Raw genomic sequence first — 19,062 nt, forward strand, 5'->3', positions numbered from 1 at the left:
GAAATGTGTGACCGGCCGTGACCGGTCCGCTGCCGTTCGGGGAGGCGGCGCGGACCGGCCCGGCGAGGGCGTCAGCGATAGAGCGACCAGCGGGCGTCCCGGTCGCCGCGGCGCAGGCTGTCGAGCCTGACCCGGAACTGCGCGGCGACCGTCGGGCTGCTCGCCAGGATCGGCAGCACGCTGGTGGCGAGCTTGAGCTCCCGGACGGCCCTCAGCACCTCGAAGCCGTCCCACCGGGTGACATCGAAGCCGTAGGCCGCCGCGAGCAGCTCCTGGCCCGCTGGCGGGTGGCCGAACCGCAGGACACCGACCGCGACGGGCACCAGGTCCCACTCGGCTGGCCCGAGGCAGACCGAGTCGAAGTCACAGGCGACCACCTGTCCGGACGCGCCTCTGATCAGGTTCCCGAGGTGGGCGTCGCCGTGGAGCACCGTCGTGCCCAGGCGGTAGCGGATCGTCCGGAGGCCGGCCGCCACCTCAGCGGTGAGATCTTCGAGGAAGGCGCGGTCGTCCGGGGCCAGCGCCTCCGCGTCGGACATCCGGCGGCGGACGTCGCCGAGCGGGTCCCAGCGGGGCAGGGCTGGTCGCGGTCGTTCGAGGGCGTGCAGGCGGCTCAGCACGGCGCCGAGATCGGCGGTGTCGGGCGGCGGCTCGACACCGGGGCCGACGTCGACCCACACGGTCGCGAGCGTCTCGCCGACGCGGACCGGGGCTGGCGTCCCGGGCATCAGCCGGACGGCGGGCACCCCCTCGGCGGCGAGCCAGCGGGCGACCTGGACGACCTTCGGGACTCGGAAGGCCATCGCGCCCGAGGTCGCGATGCGGACCACCGCGCCCGCGCGCGGCAGCCGGTAGACGGAGTTGACGGTGAGCTTCAGCGCGATCGCGCCGGTGTCGTCCAGGCCGGCCGCGGCGCAGACCGCGGCGAGGGCCCGACGGGACGCGGCGGCCGTGAACCGGCCGCCACCCTCCCCCGCGGGCCGCCCCGTGTCGCGTGGGGTGGCCCGGTCCCGCTGGTCGTCCGGCTCGTCGCGCGGACGACCGGACGTCAGTCGCTCGCTTCCGGGTGGGTCAGGCCCGGTTCGGTGTCACCGCTGGTGATCATTTTGGTGGCGGCCTTGGTGGTGCGGCCGGCGGCCTTGGCGAGGGTGACGCCGCCCGCCGCGACGATCGCCGCGCCCGCGAGCTGCCCGGTCGACAGCTGTGTGGTCGCCAGGCCGGCGGCCGGGCTCTGCTGGGCAGCCGAGCGCTGCCACTCGCGGACCAGCGCGGCCAGATCCCGGACCTCGGGCACCTCACCGTGTACCCGGGTCGCCTCCAGTAGCTGGTCGGCCCGCGAGGACACCGAGGACACCGTGCGGCCCCAGGAGATCTGGATCGCCTCGCTGGCCAGGTGGCAGACCCGTTCCAGCTCGAGGCGGCCGGCCCTGGCGAGCGCCAGCGACAGGTCCAGCCTGATCACCGAGCGGAAGCCGGGGGCGTCCATCGCGTCGAGCTTCGGCAGCGCGAGCTCGGCGTGCTGCTCGGCGGTCCGGGGCCGGCCGAGCAGGCACAGCGCGGTGGTCGCGTTGTAGGCCACCTCCACCGGGTTGAACTCGTCGAAGCTGGGTCCTGGCCGGCCCCAGCGGTCCGGCGAGATCTGGTCGGCGAGGTCGTAGGCCTGGTCGAGCGCCTTCGCGGCGCCCTGCACGTCGCCCAGGGCGGCGAGCGCCCGGGCCTCCTGGCAGACCAGCCTGGCCCGTACCGGCCCGGAGCCGACGTGGCGCTGGCCGTCCCGGGCCAGCCGCAGCGCCTCGTCCGGGCGGCCGTCGTAGAACTCCGTGACGGCGCCGACCTCGCGAGCCGAGCCGCACAGCGGGCCGTCGCCGGCCGCGAGCCCCGCGGCGTACCCCTGCGCGGTGAGCACCCGGGCGGCCGTGACGTTGCCCTGCTTGAAGGCCGCGTCGGCCCGCAGCACGGCGACCCGGCCGGCGAGCAGCCGCAGCCGGCGCCACTGGCTGTCGGGCATCCGGCGGCGCGCCAGCCGCTCGAGGCCTCGGTGCAGCCGGGCGGTCTGGGCGAGGATGTGGGCCGGCGGAATGATCTCGTGGGCGCCGAGCGCCTGGGTCAGGATGTGCTCTGCCCGGTCGAGCGCCAGTTGTACGGGGCTCGCCGCGAGCATGCCGGACACCTCCAGGATCTGTCCCTCGATGAGCAGAGCGCCGATGACCGCCCCGGCGATCCGGTGGAACTGGCGGCGGTCTGACGTCCCAGTACCTGAATCGTCCGCGCCGCAGGACGCGGCGGGCGGGCTCGGCGTGGTCTTGGCTGTGGTCTCCTTGCCGACCGGCTGGCCCACGCCGATCAGGGCGCCGGTCCCGCCGGCGGCGAACGCGGCCTCCGCCGCCCGAACGGGCCGCCCGGTGTCGAGCGGACGGGGCTTGGCCGGGAGGTCCACGACACGGTCGACCGATGCCCGGCCGGCCGGCCGGGTGGCCGCCGGCGGCGTGGTGAACAGGGCGGCGGTGGCAAGGAGTGGGCTGGCCGGACGAATGGGCACGGGGTGGGCTCCCGTCGCCTGACCGCTCGCGGCGCGGTCGCCGGGTGCGCGGTCGCCAGGTCCGCGGGCGGCGTGGGCGCGCTCGTGGCGGCCTGTCAGGCGCGGGTAGTCGGCGGGGTAGTCGTCCGGGGATCGCCTGGCGGGCGGGATGACAATCCCGCGACCGTCGGCGGCCGGTCTCTCGGCGGTGGTGTCGTCGGCCGGCGTGTGCCCGGCGTCGTCGGAGTCGTCCGATGGCTCCTGGGGCAGTCCACCCGTGGCTGGCGGCATCGGGTGTCCCTCCTGTGAATGGCCGTAACCGGGATCGGAGCGGCCGATCGGCGTATGGACTACTTGATGAACGTAAGTCGGGCCCTTTTCGGGACTTTAGGCCCTGGCAGTGAAGGCTAGGGGTCTAGTTTTCCGGCGGTCCGCAGAAGCGGGTGAGGGCAACGGTGGGACCACGCTTCGGCCTGCTCGGCACGGGCCGGCCCCGATCCGGCTCGAACCGTCGTGGCGCCGTTGCCACGGCGGTTCGGCCAGGCATCCCCCCGGCCGATGACTGTGGCCGTGATGACGGAAGGTCACGTTCGCCCCGGCTACAGCCGGCGCGGCGCCGAATGCCGGGCATCGTACGAGCACCCGCCGTGAGCCCCCGCGCCTTGTCAGCACCGGACTTGTCCTGCATGGTCCGGATTTGGGCGTTAGCGGTGTGTAAGGACGGGCAGGAAGACCACATTCGTGGCTTGTTGGCCTGTTTGAGGTGAATCCCACTACGCACAGTTGCCGAGCTGGCGGGACCGCGGCGGCCGCCACCCGGCCAGCGGAGCCCGGGCTCCGCCTCGAAGCGGCTGGCCGGTCAGTGCCACGGTGAGAGGTCCGTTTCGTGGCGGAAAAGGCGGCGCCGGGCGCGGTGGCCGGTCGGTAGCCTCGGGGCATGTCGTGGCGCGGCGAACCAGGGACCGATCCGCTGGTCGGCCCGCGCCGGTTCACCGACCAGGCCGTCGACCCGGCGGTCGCCAGGATCAGCGGGTTCACCGACCGGACCGCGCTGACACGCGAGCTGGAGGAGCTGGCGTTCCGCGGGTGGTCGGCGCTGCGGACCGAGCGGGTCGACGGCTGGGTGCTGCGCGACTCCGAGGGTGCCACCCGGCGCGGCAACTCGGTCTGGCCGCACGACGACGTCGCCGACCTGCCGGAAGCCCTCGCCAGGGTCGACCGGTTCTACGGCCGGGCCGGGCGGCCCGCGTTCGTCCAGCTGACCCCCGCGTCCCGTCCCAGCGGGCTGCGGCAGGCGCTCGACGTGGCCGGCTACGAGCCCGAGCAGGGCCCGACCGACGTCTGCGTCGCGGGCCTCGCCGGGATCGTCGCCGGCGTCGCGGGTCTCGCCGAGCGGGCGGCGCCCCCGGCCGGCCGTGCGCGGGGCCCGGTCCGGGTCGCGCTCGCCGAGACCCCGGACGACGGCTGGCTGGACGTCTGCGCCGCCGGCGGTATGTCGATGTTCGGCCAGCACCGGGCGGCGAGCGTCGCGGTCCTGCGCCGGATCGAGACCCCCGCGATCTACGTCACGGCGACGGTCGACGGCGTGCCAGTCGGCGCGGGCCGGGGCGTCGCCGACGGCGACTGGCTCGGGATCTACAGCATGGCGACGCTGCCCGCGGCCCGCGGCCAGGGCGCCGCGACCACGGTCATGGCGGCGCTGTCCACCTGGGCGACCAGCGTCGGCGCCCGGCGTGCCCTCCTGCAGGTAGAGGAGCAGAGCACCGCGGCCCGACGGATCTACGCCGCCCTGGGCTTCCTGCCGGTCTACCGCTACACCTACCGCCGCAGGGCGACCGGCCCGGCCGCGCCATGACCGTCGACGCGATGGCGCGGCTGCTCGCGGCCGGCCCGACCCGGGTGATGGGCATCGTCAACGTCACGCCCGACTCGTTCTCCGACGGCGGCACCTTCGCCGAGCCGTCCGACGCGGTGCGGGCCGGGCTGCGGATGGTCGCCGACGGCGCCGACATCGTCGACGTCGGCGGCGAGTCGACCCGTCCGGGAGCGGCCCGGGTCGACGCCGCCGAGGAGCGCCGCCGGGTGGTCCCGGTCATCGAGCGCCTGGTCGCCGCGGGGGTGACGGTGAGCGTCGACACGACCAGGGCCGCCGTGGCCGCGGCGGCCCTGGATGCCGGCGCGGTGCTCGTCAACGACGTGTCCGCCGCGGCGGACCCGGACCTGCTCGCGCTGTGCGCCGAGCGGGACGCGTACTACGTGCTCATGCACGCCCGCGGCGAGAGCATCGACATGGCCAAACGGGCGCATTACGGCGACGTCGTCGCGGACGTCGTCGCCGAGCTGCGCGAGCGGCTCGCCGCCGTGTACGCGGCCGGGGTCCGGCCGGACCGGGTGATCCTCGACCCCGGGATCGGCTTCGCCAAGAGGTTCGAGCACAACTGGTCGCTGCTGGCCCAGGTGGGCGCGTTCGCCGAGCTTGGCCGGCCGCTGCTGGTCGGCACGTCCCGAAAGTCCTTCCTGGGCGCGCTGCTCGCCGCGCCGGACGGCACGCCCCGGCCGGTCGAGCAGCGCGAGGACGCCACCCAGGCGACGACCACGCTGCTCGCCGCCGAGGGAGTCTGGGCGGTCCGGGTGCACGCGGTGCGTCCCGCGGTCGACGCCGTCCGCGTGGTCGGTGCGTGGCGCCGGGCCCGCGGCTGGCCGCGGGAGACCGGCTGATCCCACGCGGCGGCCCGGCCGGGGCGACACAGCCGGTCGCGCGTGAGCCCCGGCCGGACCGACTCGGGCATGCTGCAAGGAATGCGGACCCGTGGGGGCGCGCTCACACCAGCTGACCGTGCCCGTACGGGCATGCGGACGGCGACGAATCGGCGAGGGGCAGATGGGGTTCGAGCGGGTAGCCGAGCGGGTCGCGACGGCGGCGCCGGCCGGGGAGATCCGGGACCGGATCACGCTGCGGGGGCTGCGGGTGCGCGGTCGGCACGGCGTTCTGGCGGCCGAGCGGGAGCTGGGTCAGGAGTTCGTGGTCGACGTGACCCTCTGGCTCGACACCGCGCCCGCCGCGGCGACGGACGACGTCACCCAGACCGTGCACTACGGCGAGCTGGCCGAGGCGCTGGCCGCCGTGGTCGGCGGCGAGCCGGTGGACCTGCTGGAGACGCTGGTCGCCCGGCTCGCGGACGTCTGCCTGGCCGACAAGCGGGTGGCGCGGGCCGAGGTGACGGTCCACAAGCCGGCGGCGCCGATCCCGCTGCCCTTCGCCGACGTGGCCGTGACGATCGTCCGGGACCAGTCGTGACGGGCCAGCCGGCGGATCCGGCCCAGCCCTCGGCGGCCGGCGGTTCGGGCCACGCCGTGCTGGCCCTGGGGTCGAACCTCGGCGACCGGGCCGCGACCCTGCGGGCGGCCGTCGCCCTGCTGGAGAAGCGGCTCGGCGTGCTCGCCGTGTCGCCGGTCTACGAGACGGTGCCGGTCGGCGGGCCGCCGCAGGACGACTACCTCAACGCGGTGGTGCTCACCCGGCCCGCGCCGGTCCGCGAGCTGCTGGCCGCCGCCCGGGAGGCCGAGCAGGCGGCCGAGCGGGTCCGCACCATCCGGTGGGGGCCGCGCACCCTGGACGTCGACGTGATCGCCTGCGGCGACGTGACCAGCGACGACCCGGAGATCATCGTCCCGCACCCCAGGGCGCACCTGAGGGCCTTCGTCTGTGTCCCGTGGCTGGACGTCGACCCGGACGCGACCATCCCCGGGTACGGCAGCGTCGCCGCCCTGGTGGCCGGGCTGGCTGCCGCCGGCGAGACCGCCGGGCTGCGCCGGGCCGGCACGGCGACGGACCTCGCCGCGGCCGCCGGGCTCGGATGAGACCGACCCGGGCCCGCGAGCTGGCCGCCGCCGTCCTGGTCGCCGGGGTGCTGGCGTACCTGCTGCTCGTCTGGACATACCGGACACTGCCGCAGCTGCCGCGCACCGGGCCGCTGTCGGTGTTCGTGATCGCGGTGCTGGAGCTGCAGACGGCGAGCATCACCCGCCGCCGGCTGGCCGGCCGGCCGGGAACCAAACCGATCATGCCGATCACGGTGGCCCGGCTGGCCGTGCTGGCCAAGGCCAGCTCGCTCACCGCGGCGGTGATGGCCGGCGGCTGGGCCGCCCTGCTCGCCTACACCACCGCCCATCTGAACACCTATGGCACCGCGGGCGCCGACCTCATCACGGCCGGCCTCGGCCTCGGCTCGGCCGTCGCCCTGGCCGTCGCGGCGCTGCTGCTCGAACGGGTCTGCCGGGTGCGGCGCTGATCGGCCGGCCCGGGAACAGGGCGGCGCGAACGGTCGCTCAGGAAGCTGGGCTACCGTCGGAGAGTGTCATCGCCGGCACTGGAGCCCGATGGGGAGCCGGCCACGCTCCCGGCGTGGCTGCGCGCCCGGTCTGACGACGAGCTGACCAGGCTGTTCGAGCTCCGCCCCGACCTCGCCACGCCGCCGCCCCCCGACTTCGACATCCTCGCGGCCCGCCTGGAGATCAGGGTCAGCGTCCTGCGCGCGCTGGACACCCTGGACACGTTCGCCCTCGAGGTCGGCGCGGTGCTCACGCTGCTGCCGTGCCCGGTGTCCGTCGGCCGGCTCGCCGAGCTGTGCGGTGGCCTCGACGTCCGCTCGGCGGTGGCGGCGCTGCGCGCCCGCGGCCTGGTCTGGGGCGACGGCGACCAGCTACGGCTGGTCGGGACCGCGGCCGACCTGCTCGGCGACCGGGCGCTGGGCCTCGGCCGGGCCGCGCGGGACTGCCTGGCCGCCTACCGGGTGCCGCAGCTGGCCCGGCTGGCGACCGCGCTGGGGGTGACCCGGGCCGGGCGGATCGCCCCGGCTGGCCGCGTCGCCCCGGCCGTGGCCGCTGGCCAGGAGCGGGGGGCCGCGGTGGCCAAGGAGACGCTGGTCGCCGAGGTGGCCGAGCGGCTCGGTGATCCCGCCGTCGTCCGTGGGCTCGCCGCCGAATGCTCCCCGGCCGCCGGCCGGATCCTGGCCCGGCTGGCCGAGGGCCCGGCCCGTGGCGCCACCGCCGAGGCGGGCCGGCTGCTCGCCGTGTCGGCCGCGCGCACTCCCGTCGAGGAACTGCTGGCCCGCGGCCTGCTCGTCGGCGTCGACGCGGACGAGGTCGAGATGCCACGCGAGGTCGGTCTCGCGCTGCGCGGCGACCGGCCCACCGGCACGCTGCATCCGGCGCCACCCCAGCTGACCGGCCGGCAGGTCGCGGCGGCTTCGGTCGATCCTGCCGCGGCGCTGGCCGCGGAGACCGTCGTGCGCCACGTCGCCACCCTGCTGCAGGCCTGGGGCACCAGCCCGATCGTGCCGCTGCGCACCGGCGGGCTCAGCGTGCGCGACCTGCGCGCCGTCGCCCGGCTGCTTGAGATCCCCGAGCCGGAGGCCGCCTTCGTCGTCGAGCTGGCCGCCTCCGCCGGGCTGGTCGACACGACCTCCGGGGTCGACGTGCGGATCGTGCCGACGACCGCCTTCGACCGCTGGAGCGTCGACCTGACCGCGCACCGGTGGGCGCTGCTCGTCGAGGGCTGGGTGCGGTCGGCGTCCGTCGCGTCGCTGGTCGGGGACCGGGACGAGCGGGGACGGCAGGTCTCGGCGCTGTCGGTCGACGTCCGCCGGTCCGCGGCGCCGGCCACGCGGGCCGAGGTGCTGGCCGCGCTGGCGGCCGCCCCCGACGGGGTCGCGCCGTCGCCGGCGGACGTGCGGGCGCTGCTGACCTGGCGGGCGCCCCGGCGGGGCGGCGCGTTGCAGGAGCTCCTCGTCGACGCCACCCTCCAGGAGGCCGAGCTGCTCGGGCTGACGGGCCGCGGAGCGGCGGCGACGACCGGTCGGCTGCTCGCCGAGCTGCTCGTGGAGAGCGCCGGGGCACTGGGCCCGGCGCCGATCGGGGCCGGGCTGACGGCGAAGCCCGGTTCGTTCGTCGACGCGCTGGCCGACGCGCTCGCCCCGCTGCTGCCCGAGCCGGTGGACGAGCTGCTGCTCCAGGCCGACCTGACGGCCGTCGCCCCGGGCCCGCTGGTCGCGGACGTCGCGGCGGAGCTCGCCCGGCTCGCCGACATCGAGTCGACCGGCGCGGCCACCGTCTACCGGTTCTCCGAGGAGTCGCTGCGCCGGGCGCTGGACGCGGGCGCCTCTCCTGGCGACATCCACGACCTGCTGGCCAGGCTCGGCCGGGGCGGCGTGCCGCAGGCGCTCACCTACCTCGTCGACGACACCGCCCGCCGGCACGGCCGGCTGCGCTCGGGCCCGGCCGAGTCCTACCTGCGCTGCGACGACACGGCGCTGCTGTCGGAGGTGGTCGCCTCCCGGCGTACCCAGACGCTCGGGCTGCGCCGGATCGCGCCGACGGTCGTGATCTCCCGGCTCCCCGTGGCAGAGCTGCTCGACGGGCTGCGCGCGGCCGGCTTCGCCCCGGCCGCGGAGGGGCCGGACGGCCGGGTCGTCGTCAGCAGGCCGGAGACGCACCGGACCCCGGCGCGGGCCCGCTCGGCGGCGGCCGACCCGGCGGCGGTGCGCCGTGGCCAGTTGCGGGACGCGGTCAAGCTCGTGCGCCGCGGCGACGAGAGCGCCAGGGCGCTGCGGCTGGCCGGCGGCGCCGCGACGACCTTCGGCAACAGCGCGGTCGAGGGCCTGGTGCGCTCGGCGCCACTGATCCTGGTCCGGCTGCAGGCCGCGGTGCGCGAGCGGAGCCGGGTGCTGCTCGGCTACGTCGACCAGCAGGGGACGCCCAGCGACCGGGTCGTGCGCCCGACCGCCCTCGACGGCGGTTGGCTGACCGCCTGGGACGAGACCGCCGCCGCCCCGCGCCGCTTCGTCCTGCACCGCGTCACCGCCGTGGCCGACGTCGTCGACCCGTTCGCGAGCGCTTAACCCGGCCCGTCGAGCCCGGCCATCCGACCGGCGCGCCCGCACGCCGTTGGCGATGATCGGCGTTTCAGGCCTCCCATGGTCGTGAGAAGGCCCCGGCGACAGCCACCCGAGGGCCGAAACGGCGATCACGACTGGTCTGGTGGCCCGGCGACCCGGGGGCTGTGCGCTGTACGTCGGCTCCGGATCGCCGAGAGGCGTGGATCGGGGCTCACGAGTTCTACGTCCTGGTCAGCCACAGGCGAGATCCACGACCATCGGGTCGGACAGGCCCCGGGCCCCGAATTGGCCGGCGGGGTCTCCAGCGGCCCAGTCGGCCGAATGGGGTCTTAGCGCCGCGCGTGTCCTACGCGGTGATGAGTCTCGTCCGTGGTCGGGTGGGAGGTAGGGGTGGAGTCTGATCTGGGTCTTCCTGCCCACGGGGGCCGGGCGGCCGGGGGCGGGGCCCGCACCTCTGGTCGGTCGGCCAGGTGTCAGGTCGAGGGTGGTGCCGATTCCCATACCCGGTAGTGGATCTTCGGTGGTATCCGGCCGACACGGCCAGCAAGATCGCAGGCCTGGTATGGATAAAAGGCGCATACCGGGCGTGCAGCGACGGTTTCGATACCAGGCTGACGATCATGACGGGTGACCGGGCCACCGACCGTCGATGATCGCCGGTCTGGAATCGAAACCGTCACGGAGCCGCGGAACGCGGAGATCCGTCGTCCTGCGGAACGCCGGGATCTATCGCGCTGCGGAACGCGGAGATCGGCCGTCCTGCGGAATGCCTCGGGCGCCGGGGCGCGATGGGGCGGCCGTTCCCCGGTGGGCGGGTAGTCGACCGGACGGCCGGGTGTCTGGGCGCCCGATCTGCCTGCACATCTGGCGATCTTCGAGCCGTATGGCAGCAGGTAACGGCCATGATCGCCAGATGCGCAGGAATAAATGCGACAAAATGGGGCGCCGGACGACGATTTCCCTTGCCCAACCCGCGATCATGAACAACCTTGACGGCGCCAGAGCACGGTGATCACCAATTGTGCAGGGGAAATGGCAGCCGCGAAGGGCCGACCACCCAGAACGGACGCGCCACCCAGGCAGCCTCTACCCACGCAACCGCTACCCAGACAACCGCCGCACAGACAACCGCTGGCCCGGCGGTCGCCGCCCCGAGACAGGCCATCGCCACCCGGACCGGGCCCGCACTAGGGCCGGAACAACGATCAACCCAGCGAGCGGACCCCGCGGACCCGCAGGAAGCACCGCCCGCACGCGCACCATAGAAACGGACAGCCCCGCTACCGATTTCACGAAACCCCCATGCCCCGTGGTATCCCCACCAAGGCATGCCGATCGCCCGCTCAGCTCCGCCCATATACCTGCCGCTCGGCCAGACCGCGGCCGACCCGGCTGAAACGGCGATCAACAAGTGGTCGCCGCGGCGCGGCCTGGCGGGGACGTGCCGCGTGGCGCTGGTCAGGCGCCTGGGTAGCGGGGCGAGAGGGCGTAGCGGAGCAGGACGACGTCGCCGAGCTGGGTGGTTTCGGCCAGGCGGGCGGGGTGGGTCGGATCGTGCGGGAACGTGCCAGGGCCGACGAAGCGGGGGGCACGGGGGTCGCCGACGAAGAACGGGGCGACCACGAGGTGCAGCTCGTCGGCCAGGTCCTCGGTCAGGAACTGGGTGTGCACGGCACCTCCGCCCTCGACCAGGAGGCGGGCCACGCCCCGGGTCGCAAGGTCGGCCAGCACGGTGGGCAGATCGATGGGGTCTCCCGCTTCGACGACCGTGGCGACCGCGCCGAGACGGGCGCGGGCTCGCGCGGCGGCGTCGGTGGCCGTGTAGACGACCTGGCCGGCCCCGTCCGTCCCATCGGGATCGCCAGCGGTGAAGAACCGTGCGGAGGGGTCGAGGTCTCCCGTGGCGGTGAGCGTCACCTTCAGCGGGTGCGAGGGGAGTCCGCGGCTCATCCGCGCCCGCCGCCGGGCAGGCGACCGGATCAGGAGCTTCGGGTCGTCAGCCCGGATCGTCCCGGCGCCGACCAGGATCGCGTCGCATCCAGCGCGCACCTCGTCTACCCGGTCGAAATCCGCCTCATTCGAGAGTCGCAGCCGGGTCTCGCTCGCGTCGTCGATGTAGCCGTCGATCGAGGTGGCGCAGCTGAGCACAACGTAGGGCCGGGTCACCCGAGGCAGGTCCTCTCGTCCGTGGTGCTGACAACGTAGCGAGGCCGCGGGCGTCGCCGCGAGTGTCCGTCCGGGCGCCTTGGGTCGGCGGGTACCGTCGAGTCATGCGTAATGCCGAGCGCGGTGCGGTGACCGGTGGCTGACGGTCCGCTGATCGTCCAGTCGGACAAGACGCTTCTGCTGGAGGTCGACCACCCGCAGGCGAAGCTGGCGCGGGCGGCGATCGCCCCGTTCGCCGAGCTGGAGCGCTCCCCGGAGCACATCCACACCTACCGGGTCACCCCGCTGGCCCTGTGGAACGCGCGCGCGGCCGGGCATGACGCCGAACAGGTCGTCGACGCGCTGGTCACGTACTCGCGCTACGCGGTGCCGAACGCGCTGCTGGTCGACGTCGCCGACACGATGGACCGCTACGGCCGGCTGCGGCTGGAGAACGACCCGGTCTACGGGCTGGTGCTGCGGGCGATCGACCGGGCCGTGCTGGTCGAGGTGTCCCGGGCCAAGCGCATCGCGCCCATGCTCGGCAACAAGATCGACGACGACACGATCGCCGTTCACCCCTCCGAGCGGGGCCGGCTGAAGCAGGCGTTGCTCAAGCTCGGCTGGCCGGCCGAGGACATGGCCGGCTATGTCGACGGCGAGGCGCACGCGATCGAGCTACGCCAGGACGGCTGGGAGCTGCGGGACTACCAGAAGGGCGCCGTCGCCGGCTTCTGGGAGGGCGGCTCGGGCGTGGTCGTGCTGCCCAGCGGAGCCGGCAAGACGATCGTCGGCGCCGCCGCGATGGCCCAGGCGTCCAGCACGACGCTGATCCTGGTCACGAACACGGTCGCCGGCCGGCAGTGGCGCAGCGAGCTGCTGCGCCGCACGTCGCTGACCGAGGACGAGATCGGCGAGTACTCCGGCGAGCGCAAGGAGATCCGCCCGGTCACGATCGCCACCTACCAGGTGATGACCGCTCGGCGCGGCGGCGAGTATCTGCACCTCAGCCTGTTCGGCGCCCGCGACTGGGGCCTCATCGTGTACGACGAGGTTCACCTGCTCCCCGCGCCTGTGTTCCGGATGACGGCCGACATTCAGTCGCGCCGCCGGCTTGGGCTGACCGCGACGCTGGTCCGCGAGGATGGCCGGGAGGGCGACGTGTTCTCGCTGATCGGCCCGAAGCGCTTTGACGCCCCGTGGCGTGAGATCGAGGCGCAGGGCTGGATCGCGCCGGCCGAGTGCACCGAGGTACGGGTGACGCTCACCGAGGACGAGCGGATGTCCTACGCCGTCGCCGAGGCTGACGAGCGCTATCGGATGTGCGCGACCGCACTGTCCAAGCACGGCGTCGTCGAAAGACTGGTCCGAAAGCACTCCGGCGACCGGGTGCTCGTCATCGGTGCCTATCTCGATCAGCTCGACGCGCTCGGACGCAGCCTAGACGCCCCGGTCATCCAGGGCAGCACCAGGAACAAAGAGCGTGAGCGGCTGTTCGAGGCGTTCCGAACCGGCGAGATCAAGACCCTGGTGGTCTCGAAGGTCGCCAACGTCTCGATCGACCTGCCGGAGGCCGGCGTCGCGATCCAGGTCAGCGGCACCTTCGGCTCCCGCCAGGAGGAGGCACAGCGCCTCGGCCGGGTGTTGCGGCCCAAGGCCGACGGCCGCTCGGCGCACTTCTACACGGTCGTCTCCCGCGACACCCTCGACCAGGAGTACGCCGCCCACCGCCAGCGGTTCCTCGCCGAGCAGGGCTACGCCTACACGATCGTGGACGCGGTCGATATCGCCTGAGCCCGGCCGGTCGCGAACCCGCCCTCAGGCGCACGAACCACCCGCATGGGACAGAACGGGTGACGATCCAGTACTGGGAACAAGCGCCATCTCTTGGCCGACAACGGCGCATTCCGGAGTTCCGGCTCCCCTCTTCGTGGTCTCTTGGCCGCGAAGACATTGCGCGCGATCCTGGTTGTGCTACTCCTTAGTACCGTGTTCTTCCAGCGTGTTTTCGGCTCGCCTGGGCCGCCGTCTCGGTCCGTGGCTACCACGGCGGCCGCACCACGGCTGGACGCCAGGTATGACGTAGCCCACTCTCGTCCATCAATTAACAAAAAATGCGTCCCGGCGAGTGTGGGGCGGATGGTACACTTCAGGCCAACGGGGATCTTGCGGCAGCGAGTCACCCGGATTGATCGCTGGATTTCATAGATCTCGGCCATCAGGGGGATGGGCCGAGAGCCTGCCAGTGATGAACCGTCGGAAGCTGTGGTCTGCGAAAACACACTTACCCGATGCCGTCATGCCATCCCTTGGACCTGCCACGAGAGATGGCGATCGCGGCCGGGTCCTTGGTCTTGGGGGGAGACCAATGTCTACCACTATGCCCAAATTCATCCTGCGCGAACCGACGATTAGCATTGTCATCCCGACGCTCAACGAGGCGAAGAACCTGCCGCACGTCTTCGAGAAGCTTCCGGGTGACGCCGAGATCGTGCTGGTGGACGGCCGCTCGACGGACGGCACCATCGACGCCGCTCGCTCGCTGCGGGCCGACGTCGTCGTCGTCCATCAGACCCGTAAGGGCAAAGGCAACGCGCTGGCCTGCGGTTTCGCCGCGGCCACCGGAGACATCATCGTCATGCTCGATGCCGACGGCTCGGCTGACGCCAAGGAGATCGAGGCATTCACCAAGGCCCTGAAGGCAGGCGCGCACTTCGCCAAGGGCTCGAGGTTCATGCCGGGGGGCGGCAGCGAGGACATCACCCGCATACGCCGGATCGGAAACCGCTTCCTTTCCTTCCTCGTCAACTCGCTGTTTCGGTGCCGGTACTCCGACCTGTGCTACGGCTACAACGCGTTCTGGCGTACCTGCCTGCCGGTACTGGGGCTGGACGCGGGAACGCCCGCCCGCGAGGGCGACTCCGCCGAGCGGCGCTGGGGCGACGGTTTCGAGATTGAAACAATGATTAACCTGCGCGTAGCGAAGGCCGGCCTGCAGGTGATCGAGGTTCCCAGTTTCGAGTACTCCCGGATCCACGGAGTGAGCAATCTCAATGCGATCTCGGACGGCCTGCGGGTCCTCCGGACGATTGTCTCGGAGCGACGGAGATCGCGCGCGCCGTTGGCGATCGAGGCGACCCTGCCTGCCCAAACGCTGCCGGCCGGCGTAACTCCGATCGGCCCGTCGGAGCGGGATCCGGGTGCGGGTATTATTCGGCAGCGCGAGCGCGCCGACGGCGAATCCAAGTCCGTCGGGATGGCCTGACCCCGGCGCCGCCGGCGTATTTCTTCAAGAGGGGGGGCACGGATGGAGTGGTCTCTGCCGTGTCGGCGAAGCCAGCCGATCCATGTGGGGCGCGCGCGGAGCGGACGCCGATGACCGTGGAGTTGCGGTCATCGGTAGGGGCTGCGGGCGCGCGCATTCTGGGGGTCGGTGCCTACCGGCCGCCCAGGGTCGTCCCGAACTCGGAGATCAGCGAGGCGATCGACTCGTCGGATGAATGGATCGTCTCCCGGTCGGGCATCAGGAGCCGCCGGTTCGCCGGCGCCGACGAGCCGCTGGGGAGCATGGCGGCGGGTGCCGCCGGGAAGGCGATGGCGCACGCCGGTATCTCGGCCGCCGACCTGGGCTGCGTTCTCGTGGCGACGATGTCGAATGTCGTGCAGTCGCCGTCGCTGGCGACCGACGTCGCGGCCCGCCTCGGCGCCGAGGGCGTCGCGGCGTTCGACGTGTCGGCCGCGTGTGCCGGGTTCTCCTATGCCCTGGCGATGGCGAACGACATGATCCGGGCGGGCAGCGCCCGCTACGTCGTCGTCGTCGGCGCGGAGCGGATGACCGACATCATCGATCCGTATGACCGGGGAACGGCCTTCCTGTTCGGCGACGGCGCCGGTGCGGTGGTCGTCGGGCCGTCGGACACCGCCGGCATCGGGCCGGTCGTGTGGGGCTCGGACGCCAGCAAGCGGGACGTCATCGGGCATGACTCGTCCTACCTGGAGTGGCGGGAAAGCCCGGAGCGGCCCTGGCCGGTGATGCGGATGGACGGGCCACAGGTGTTCCGGTGGGCAAGCTGGCAGATGGCGCCGGTGGCCCAGCGGGCCCTCGCGGCGGCCGGGATCGAGGCCAGCGACCTGGCGGCGTTCATTCCGCACCAGGCCAACATTCGGATCATCGACACGATGTGCCGGGTGCTCAAACTCCCGAAGAGCGTCGTCGTGGCCCGCGACATCGCGACCACGGGGAACACCTCCGGCGCCTCCATCCCGTTGGCGATGGAGGATCTGCTCGCCCGCCAGCTGGCGCCGAGCGGTGGTCTGGCGCTCCTGGTCGGATTCGGCGCCGGGCTGGTCTACGCGGCCCAGGTGGTTCGGCTGCCCTGACCGGGCGGCAACTCGTACGGCGTCAGGGACGAGCTCGCGATTGGGCTCGTCCCTGACGCTTTTCCCGGGTCAGTTGGCATTGCCGCCGGGTCAGTTGGTGACGATTCCCATCCCGTGGGCGTGGCAGTAGGCCGCGACGGGCTTCACCGCGGCAGGGTCGGGCCTGGGCGGCAGGCCCGCGACCAGCTTGCTGAAGGCCGCGTCGTGGGTGCCGGCGGCGGTGCCGGTCAGGAAACGCCACTCGACCGCGAGGAACTTCTCAAGCTCGGGGTAGCTCGGCGTCGCGACGATGACGTCGGCGACCTCGCACAACACGGCCTGGCGGTTCTTGCGGGCGGCGGCCGCCCGCTCGGTGGCGAACCAGGCGGACAGCGCGCCGACGACCATCAGCGCGGCGACGATCGCGGCGATGAGGCGGGCCCGGTGGGACAGGGCCCACCGGTTGGCGGAGCCGTCCGGATCGGCCGAGCCGGGCCGCCACATCTTCACGACGAGGGCCGCAGCGCGAGATCGGCCACCAGTGGCAGGTGATCGCTGCCGTAGCTCTTGCCCACCCGAAGCCCGGTCGCGGTGAACTGGGGTGAGATGAGCACGTGGTCGAGCCGCCACACCGGCGGCAGGATCGGGAAGTGGGCGTTCCAGGTCGGCGCCCAGCCGGCGTGCACGTCGTCGTGCGCGTCGGTCACCCCCGCGGCGAGGACGTTGCGGAACGGGCGCATGTCCCGGGTGGCGTTGAAGTCACCGGCCAGGACGACCGGCAGTGTCGTGGCCCGCACCTCCCGGCGCAGGTCGGCCAGCTGCGTCCGCCACACGCGAACGTTGCTCGAGCTCTGCGGTGAGAGCGTGTGCACGGCGAACAGCCGGAAGCGCTGCCCCGTCGGCAGAGTGACCGTCACGCGCAGCGAGTCCAGCCCACCGACGAGCGGCGCCGCGACGTCCGACAACGGATAGCGGGACCAGACACCCGCGCCGAACGCCCCGAACTGCGGCCGGGAGGCACTGTAGTGGTAGCCGGCGAGTGCCCCCGACTTCATCAGGCCGTAGTAGGTCACGTTCGACAGCTCTTCGACGACAACCACGTCCGGGGAGTCGGCCCGGATCTGCCGGCCGAGCGTGCCGGCCCGGCCGTTGTCCATCTCCAGGTTCGTGGTGAGCAGCCGGAACTGGGCCGAACCGGCCGGCGCGGCGCTCGCGCTGCCCGGCCGGACCTCCGGCCACAGCCAGACGAGATGGGCGACCACCGCGACGAGGGCCACCGCGGCCAGCGCGTAACGATGCGTGGCGACGCCGACCGCGAAGGCGGGATACGCGGGCAGGAACAGGACCGGGGTGAGCGCGTTCACCAGGACGTAGGGCCAGAGCACGTCGTCCAGATGGGTCAGCCTGCCCAGCACGGCGACAGCGAGCCCGGCCGCCGCCACCCAGGCGAGGACGACCAGCACCTTCGTCACGACCGCCATGCGTCGCGTCCTCCGGCCGGCCACGTGGGTTCGGTCGGGTGGGGACGGATCCTCACCCGACCGGTCATGGCGTGGCCCGCGCGATCGCGCCCCGGCCGTAGCCGGCGACGGTGAACAGCACGCCCACCAGCACCATGGCGGCGCGCCCCCACGTCCGTGGGTGACGCAGGTCCCGCCGGACTGCGCGCGGCAGGACGTGGCGCACGTAGGCCTTCTCGGCCTCGAGCGCCGACTCCTGACCTACCCGGCGGGCGACGACGGCCTTGGAGATGCCCTCGGAGAAACACCGGCGCCGGTAGTACCGCCAGGTGATGCGGTCCGGCGTGACGCCGTGCAGGACGACCGCGGCGGGCTCGTAGAGGATGACGGCATCGGCCACGTCCCGCCGCAGCCGGATGCCGAACTCGGTCTCCTCGCAGCCGAGCGGGATCGACCCGACCCGGCCGAGCCCGTCGCTGAACCCGCCCACCGTGGCGAAGGCCGAGCGCCGGATGGACATCCCGGCACCGATCGGATTTCGCACCGGCCCGACGGAGGTGGGTAGCCCGATGTAGCTGCACCCGATGACCCAGTCGAACTCGGGCGGGAACCAGGACGGCCGGCCCGAGCGCGCGCCCTGCTCGGGCCAGCGCGGCAGGGCTGCGCCCCCGACGCCCTGCACCGCCGGGTCGGCGTAGTGCGCGAGCATGTGCGCCAACCAGTCCGGCTGGGCCCGGGCGTCGTCGTCGAGGAAGAAGACCACGTCGCCGGTGGCCCGCTCCACGCCGGTGTTCCGCGCGCCCGACAGGCCGGGCTTACCGGCGTTCGGCACCACGACAGCGTCGGAGAAGCTGCTCAGGGAACGTTCGAGCAGCTCCTCATTGTGGTCGATCACCACGATGATGTCGCTGGCGGTAACTGACTGGGCGCGCACCGACGCGACCGCGGCCGTCAGATCGTCCCACCTGCGCAGCGTGTAAGCGCAAATCACGACCGAGGCGGTGACTGTTTCGGCGCTGCTTGGCAATCGCGTCGTCGACGTGCCTGCCGATTTGTATTCGTTCCCGGCGGTGCCACTGGCGTCGCCGGGCTTCGTCTCATCGAAAGCCAAGGTGCCCCCCTATCACCCGATACACATTTGGCGGAACCGCCCGCCGCCAACATGGTCGGACGAGGTGGGCGTGTGCCGCGCATGGTGCCTGGGTCGCAATCAGAAATGGCGTGCTCGGTATCCCCCACACCTGGTGCACACCACGTGGCCCACACCTCGTGACCCACACCTTGCGCCACCCGGACAGGCCCACTCAGGAGGATACCCGTCGCCGTCGACCGCCGGACAGCGCCCGGGATCGGGGAACGGTCAAGGTTACGCGGCGGCAACCAAGGAACGACGCCAAATTCACAACAATCAAGTAATACGAATGCAAGCCGATCGCGCATGGCGGCCGTCCGGGTGCCCCCTGGAGTGGTAGGCGGCCACCGTGGCCATCCGAGTACCGTCGGCGACGGCACACAGGGTGAGACTGGTCATAGTGATCGCGTCGCCCGGATCGGTGGCCATCCGCCTCGGCGACGGACGCTACGAACCGTGCCTGTACTTTTAGCAGGCATCGCCTGCCGGGAGGCGCGTCACAACTGATGTCCGCTTGGTGGCGTTTTGTCTTTCTTTTCGCTCGCGCGCCAG

The 19,062-nt window shown here is 73.0% G+C and carries 15 protein-coding genes; 9 read left to right on the forward strand and 6 right to left on the reverse strand.

The genetic code is table 11. The annotated features are described in order from the left end of the window. Positions 1-71 precede the first annotated feature (71 nt). Together FRAEUI1C_RS00570 and FRAEUI1C_RS37945 are read right to left on the reverse strand one after the other, a co-directional pair. Complete coding sequence (locus FRAEUI1C_RS00570; RefSeq protein WP_368411153.1) at positions 72-830, reverse strand: phosphotransferase; 759 nt, start codon at positions 828-830, stop codon at positions 72-74. A 218-nt stretch (positions 831-1,048) separates the two neighbouring features. Beyond that, positions 1,049-2,809, reverse strand: a complete 1,761-nt coding sequence (locus FRAEUI1C_RS37945) for an NsdA family TPR-like regulatory protein (protein ID WP_013421324.1) — start codon at positions 2,807-2,809, stop codon at positions 1,049-1,051. A 646-nt stretch (positions 2,810-3,455) separates the two neighbouring features. Between FRAEUI1C_RS37945 and FRAEUI1C_RS00580 the strand changes: the two genes are divergently transcribed. The 6 genes from FRAEUI1C_RS00580 to FRAEUI1C_RS00605 all read left to right on the forward strand — a co-directional run bounded on the left by FRAEUI1C_RS00580 (position 3,456) and on the right by FRAEUI1C_RS00605 (position 9,417). Then, positions 3,456-4,373: a GNAT family N-acetyltransferase gene (locus FRAEUI1C_RS00580; protein WP_013421325.1), complete on the forward strand. Its 918-nt coding sequence runs from the start codon at positions 3,456-3,458 to the stop codon at positions 4,371-4,373. Then, positions 4,370-5,236: a dihydropteroate synthase gene (gene folP / locus FRAEUI1C_RS00585; protein ID WP_013421326.1), complete on the forward strand. Its 867-nt coding sequence runs from the start codon at positions 4,370-4,372 to the stop codon at positions 5,234-5,236. The genes FRAEUI1C_RS00580 and folP overlap by 4 nt, the downstream gene beginning before the upstream one ends. A 163-nt stretch (positions 5,237-5,399) precedes the next feature. Beyond that, positions 5,400-5,816 carry a dihydroneopterin aldolase gene (gene folB / locus FRAEUI1C_RS00590; RefSeq protein WP_013421327.1) on the forward strand — a complete coding sequence of 139 codons (417 nt, stop codon included), beginning with the start codon at positions 5,400-5,402 and terminating at the stop codon, positions 5,814-5,816. Next, positions 5,813-6,379, forward strand: coding sequence for a 2-amino-4-hydroxy-6-hydroxymethyldihydropteridine diphosphokinase (folK, locus tag FRAEUI1C_RS00595; RefSeq protein ID WP_013421328.1), 567 nt, complete (start codon positions 5,813-5,815; stop codon positions 6,377-6,379). Before folB ends, folK begins: the two co-directional genes overlap by 4 nt. After that, entirely contained in the window at positions 6,376-6,810 is a 435-nt protein-coding gene (locus FRAEUI1C_RS00600; RefSeq protein WP_013421329.1) for a DUF3180 domain-containing protein, read from the forward strand. Before folK ends, FRAEUI1C_RS00600 begins: the two co-directional genes overlap by 4 nt. 63 nt (positions 6,811-6,873) lie before the next feature. Further along, positions 6,874-9,417 carry a helicase-associated domain-containing protein gene (locus FRAEUI1C_RS00605; RefSeq protein WP_013421330.1) on the forward strand — a complete coding sequence of 848 codons (2,544 nt, stop codon included), beginning with the start codon at positions 6,874-6,876 and terminating at the stop codon, positions 9,415-9,417. A 1,455-nt stretch (positions 9,418-10,872) separates the two neighbouring features. Here the strand turns inward: FRAEUI1C_RS00605 and FRAEUI1C_RS00610 are convergent. Further along, positions 10,873-11,580: a RibD family protein gene (locus FRAEUI1C_RS00610; RefSeq protein ID WP_013421331.1), complete on the reverse strand. Its 708-nt coding sequence runs from the start codon at positions 11,578-11,580 to the stop codon at positions 10,873-10,875. A gap of 135 nt (positions 11,581-11,715) precedes the next feature. Here FRAEUI1C_RS00610 and FRAEUI1C_RS00615 point away from each other — a divergent pair, with 135 nt between their 5' ends. From FRAEUI1C_RS00615 to FRAEUI1C_RS00625, 3 genes are all read left to right on the forward strand, one after another. Continuing rightward, positions 11,716-13,353, forward strand: coding sequence for a DNA repair helicase XPB (locus FRAEUI1C_RS00615; RefSeq protein ID WP_013421332.1), 1,638 nt, complete (start codon positions 11,716-11,718; stop codon positions 13,351-13,353). 586 nt (positions 13,354-13,939) lie between these two features. Further along, a complete protein-coding gene (locus FRAEUI1C_RS00620) occupies positions 13,940-14,824 on the forward strand; it encodes a glycosyltransferase family 2 protein (protein WP_198318685.1) in 885 nt (294 codons plus the stop codon). A 110-nt stretch (positions 14,825-14,934) separates the two neighbouring features. Beyond that, positions 14,935-15,939 (forward strand): beta-ketoacyl-ACP synthase III, encoded by a 1,005-nt coding sequence (locus FRAEUI1C_RS00625; RefSeq protein WP_013421334.1) that lies wholly within the window; start codon positions 14,935-14,937, stop codon positions 15,937-15,939. 90 nt (positions 15,940-16,029) lie between these two features. On the opposite strand, the gene FRAEUI1C_RS00630 is transcribed toward FRAEUI1C_RS00625, so the two are convergent. The 3 genes from FRAEUI1C_RS00630 to FRAEUI1C_RS00640 form a co-directional block, all read right to left on the reverse strand. Further along, a complete protein-coding gene (locus FRAEUI1C_RS00630) occupies positions 16,030-16,428 on the reverse strand; it encodes a hypothetical protein (protein WP_013421335.1) in 399 nt (132 codons plus the stop codon). After that, positions 16,425-17,399 (reverse strand): endonuclease/exonuclease/phosphatase family protein, encoded by a 975-nt coding sequence (locus FRAEUI1C_RS00635; RefSeq protein ID WP_013421336.1) that lies wholly within the window; start codon positions 17,397-17,399, stop codon positions 16,425-16,427. Before FRAEUI1C_RS00635 ends, FRAEUI1C_RS00630 begins: the two co-directional genes overlap by 4 nt. 64 nt (positions 17,400-17,463) lie before the next feature. Further along, positions 17,464-18,369, reverse strand: a complete 906-nt coding sequence (locus FRAEUI1C_RS00640; protein ID WP_232425248.1) for a glycosyltransferase family 2 protein — start codon at positions 18,367-18,369, stop codon at positions 17,464-17,466. Positions 18,370-19,062 lie beyond the last annotated feature (693 nt).

The sequence above is a fragment of the Pseudofrankia inefficax genome (genome assembly GCF_000166135.1).
GTDB lineage: Bacteria > Actinomycetota > Actinomycetes > Frankiales > Frankiaceae > Pseudofrankia > Pseudofrankia inefficax.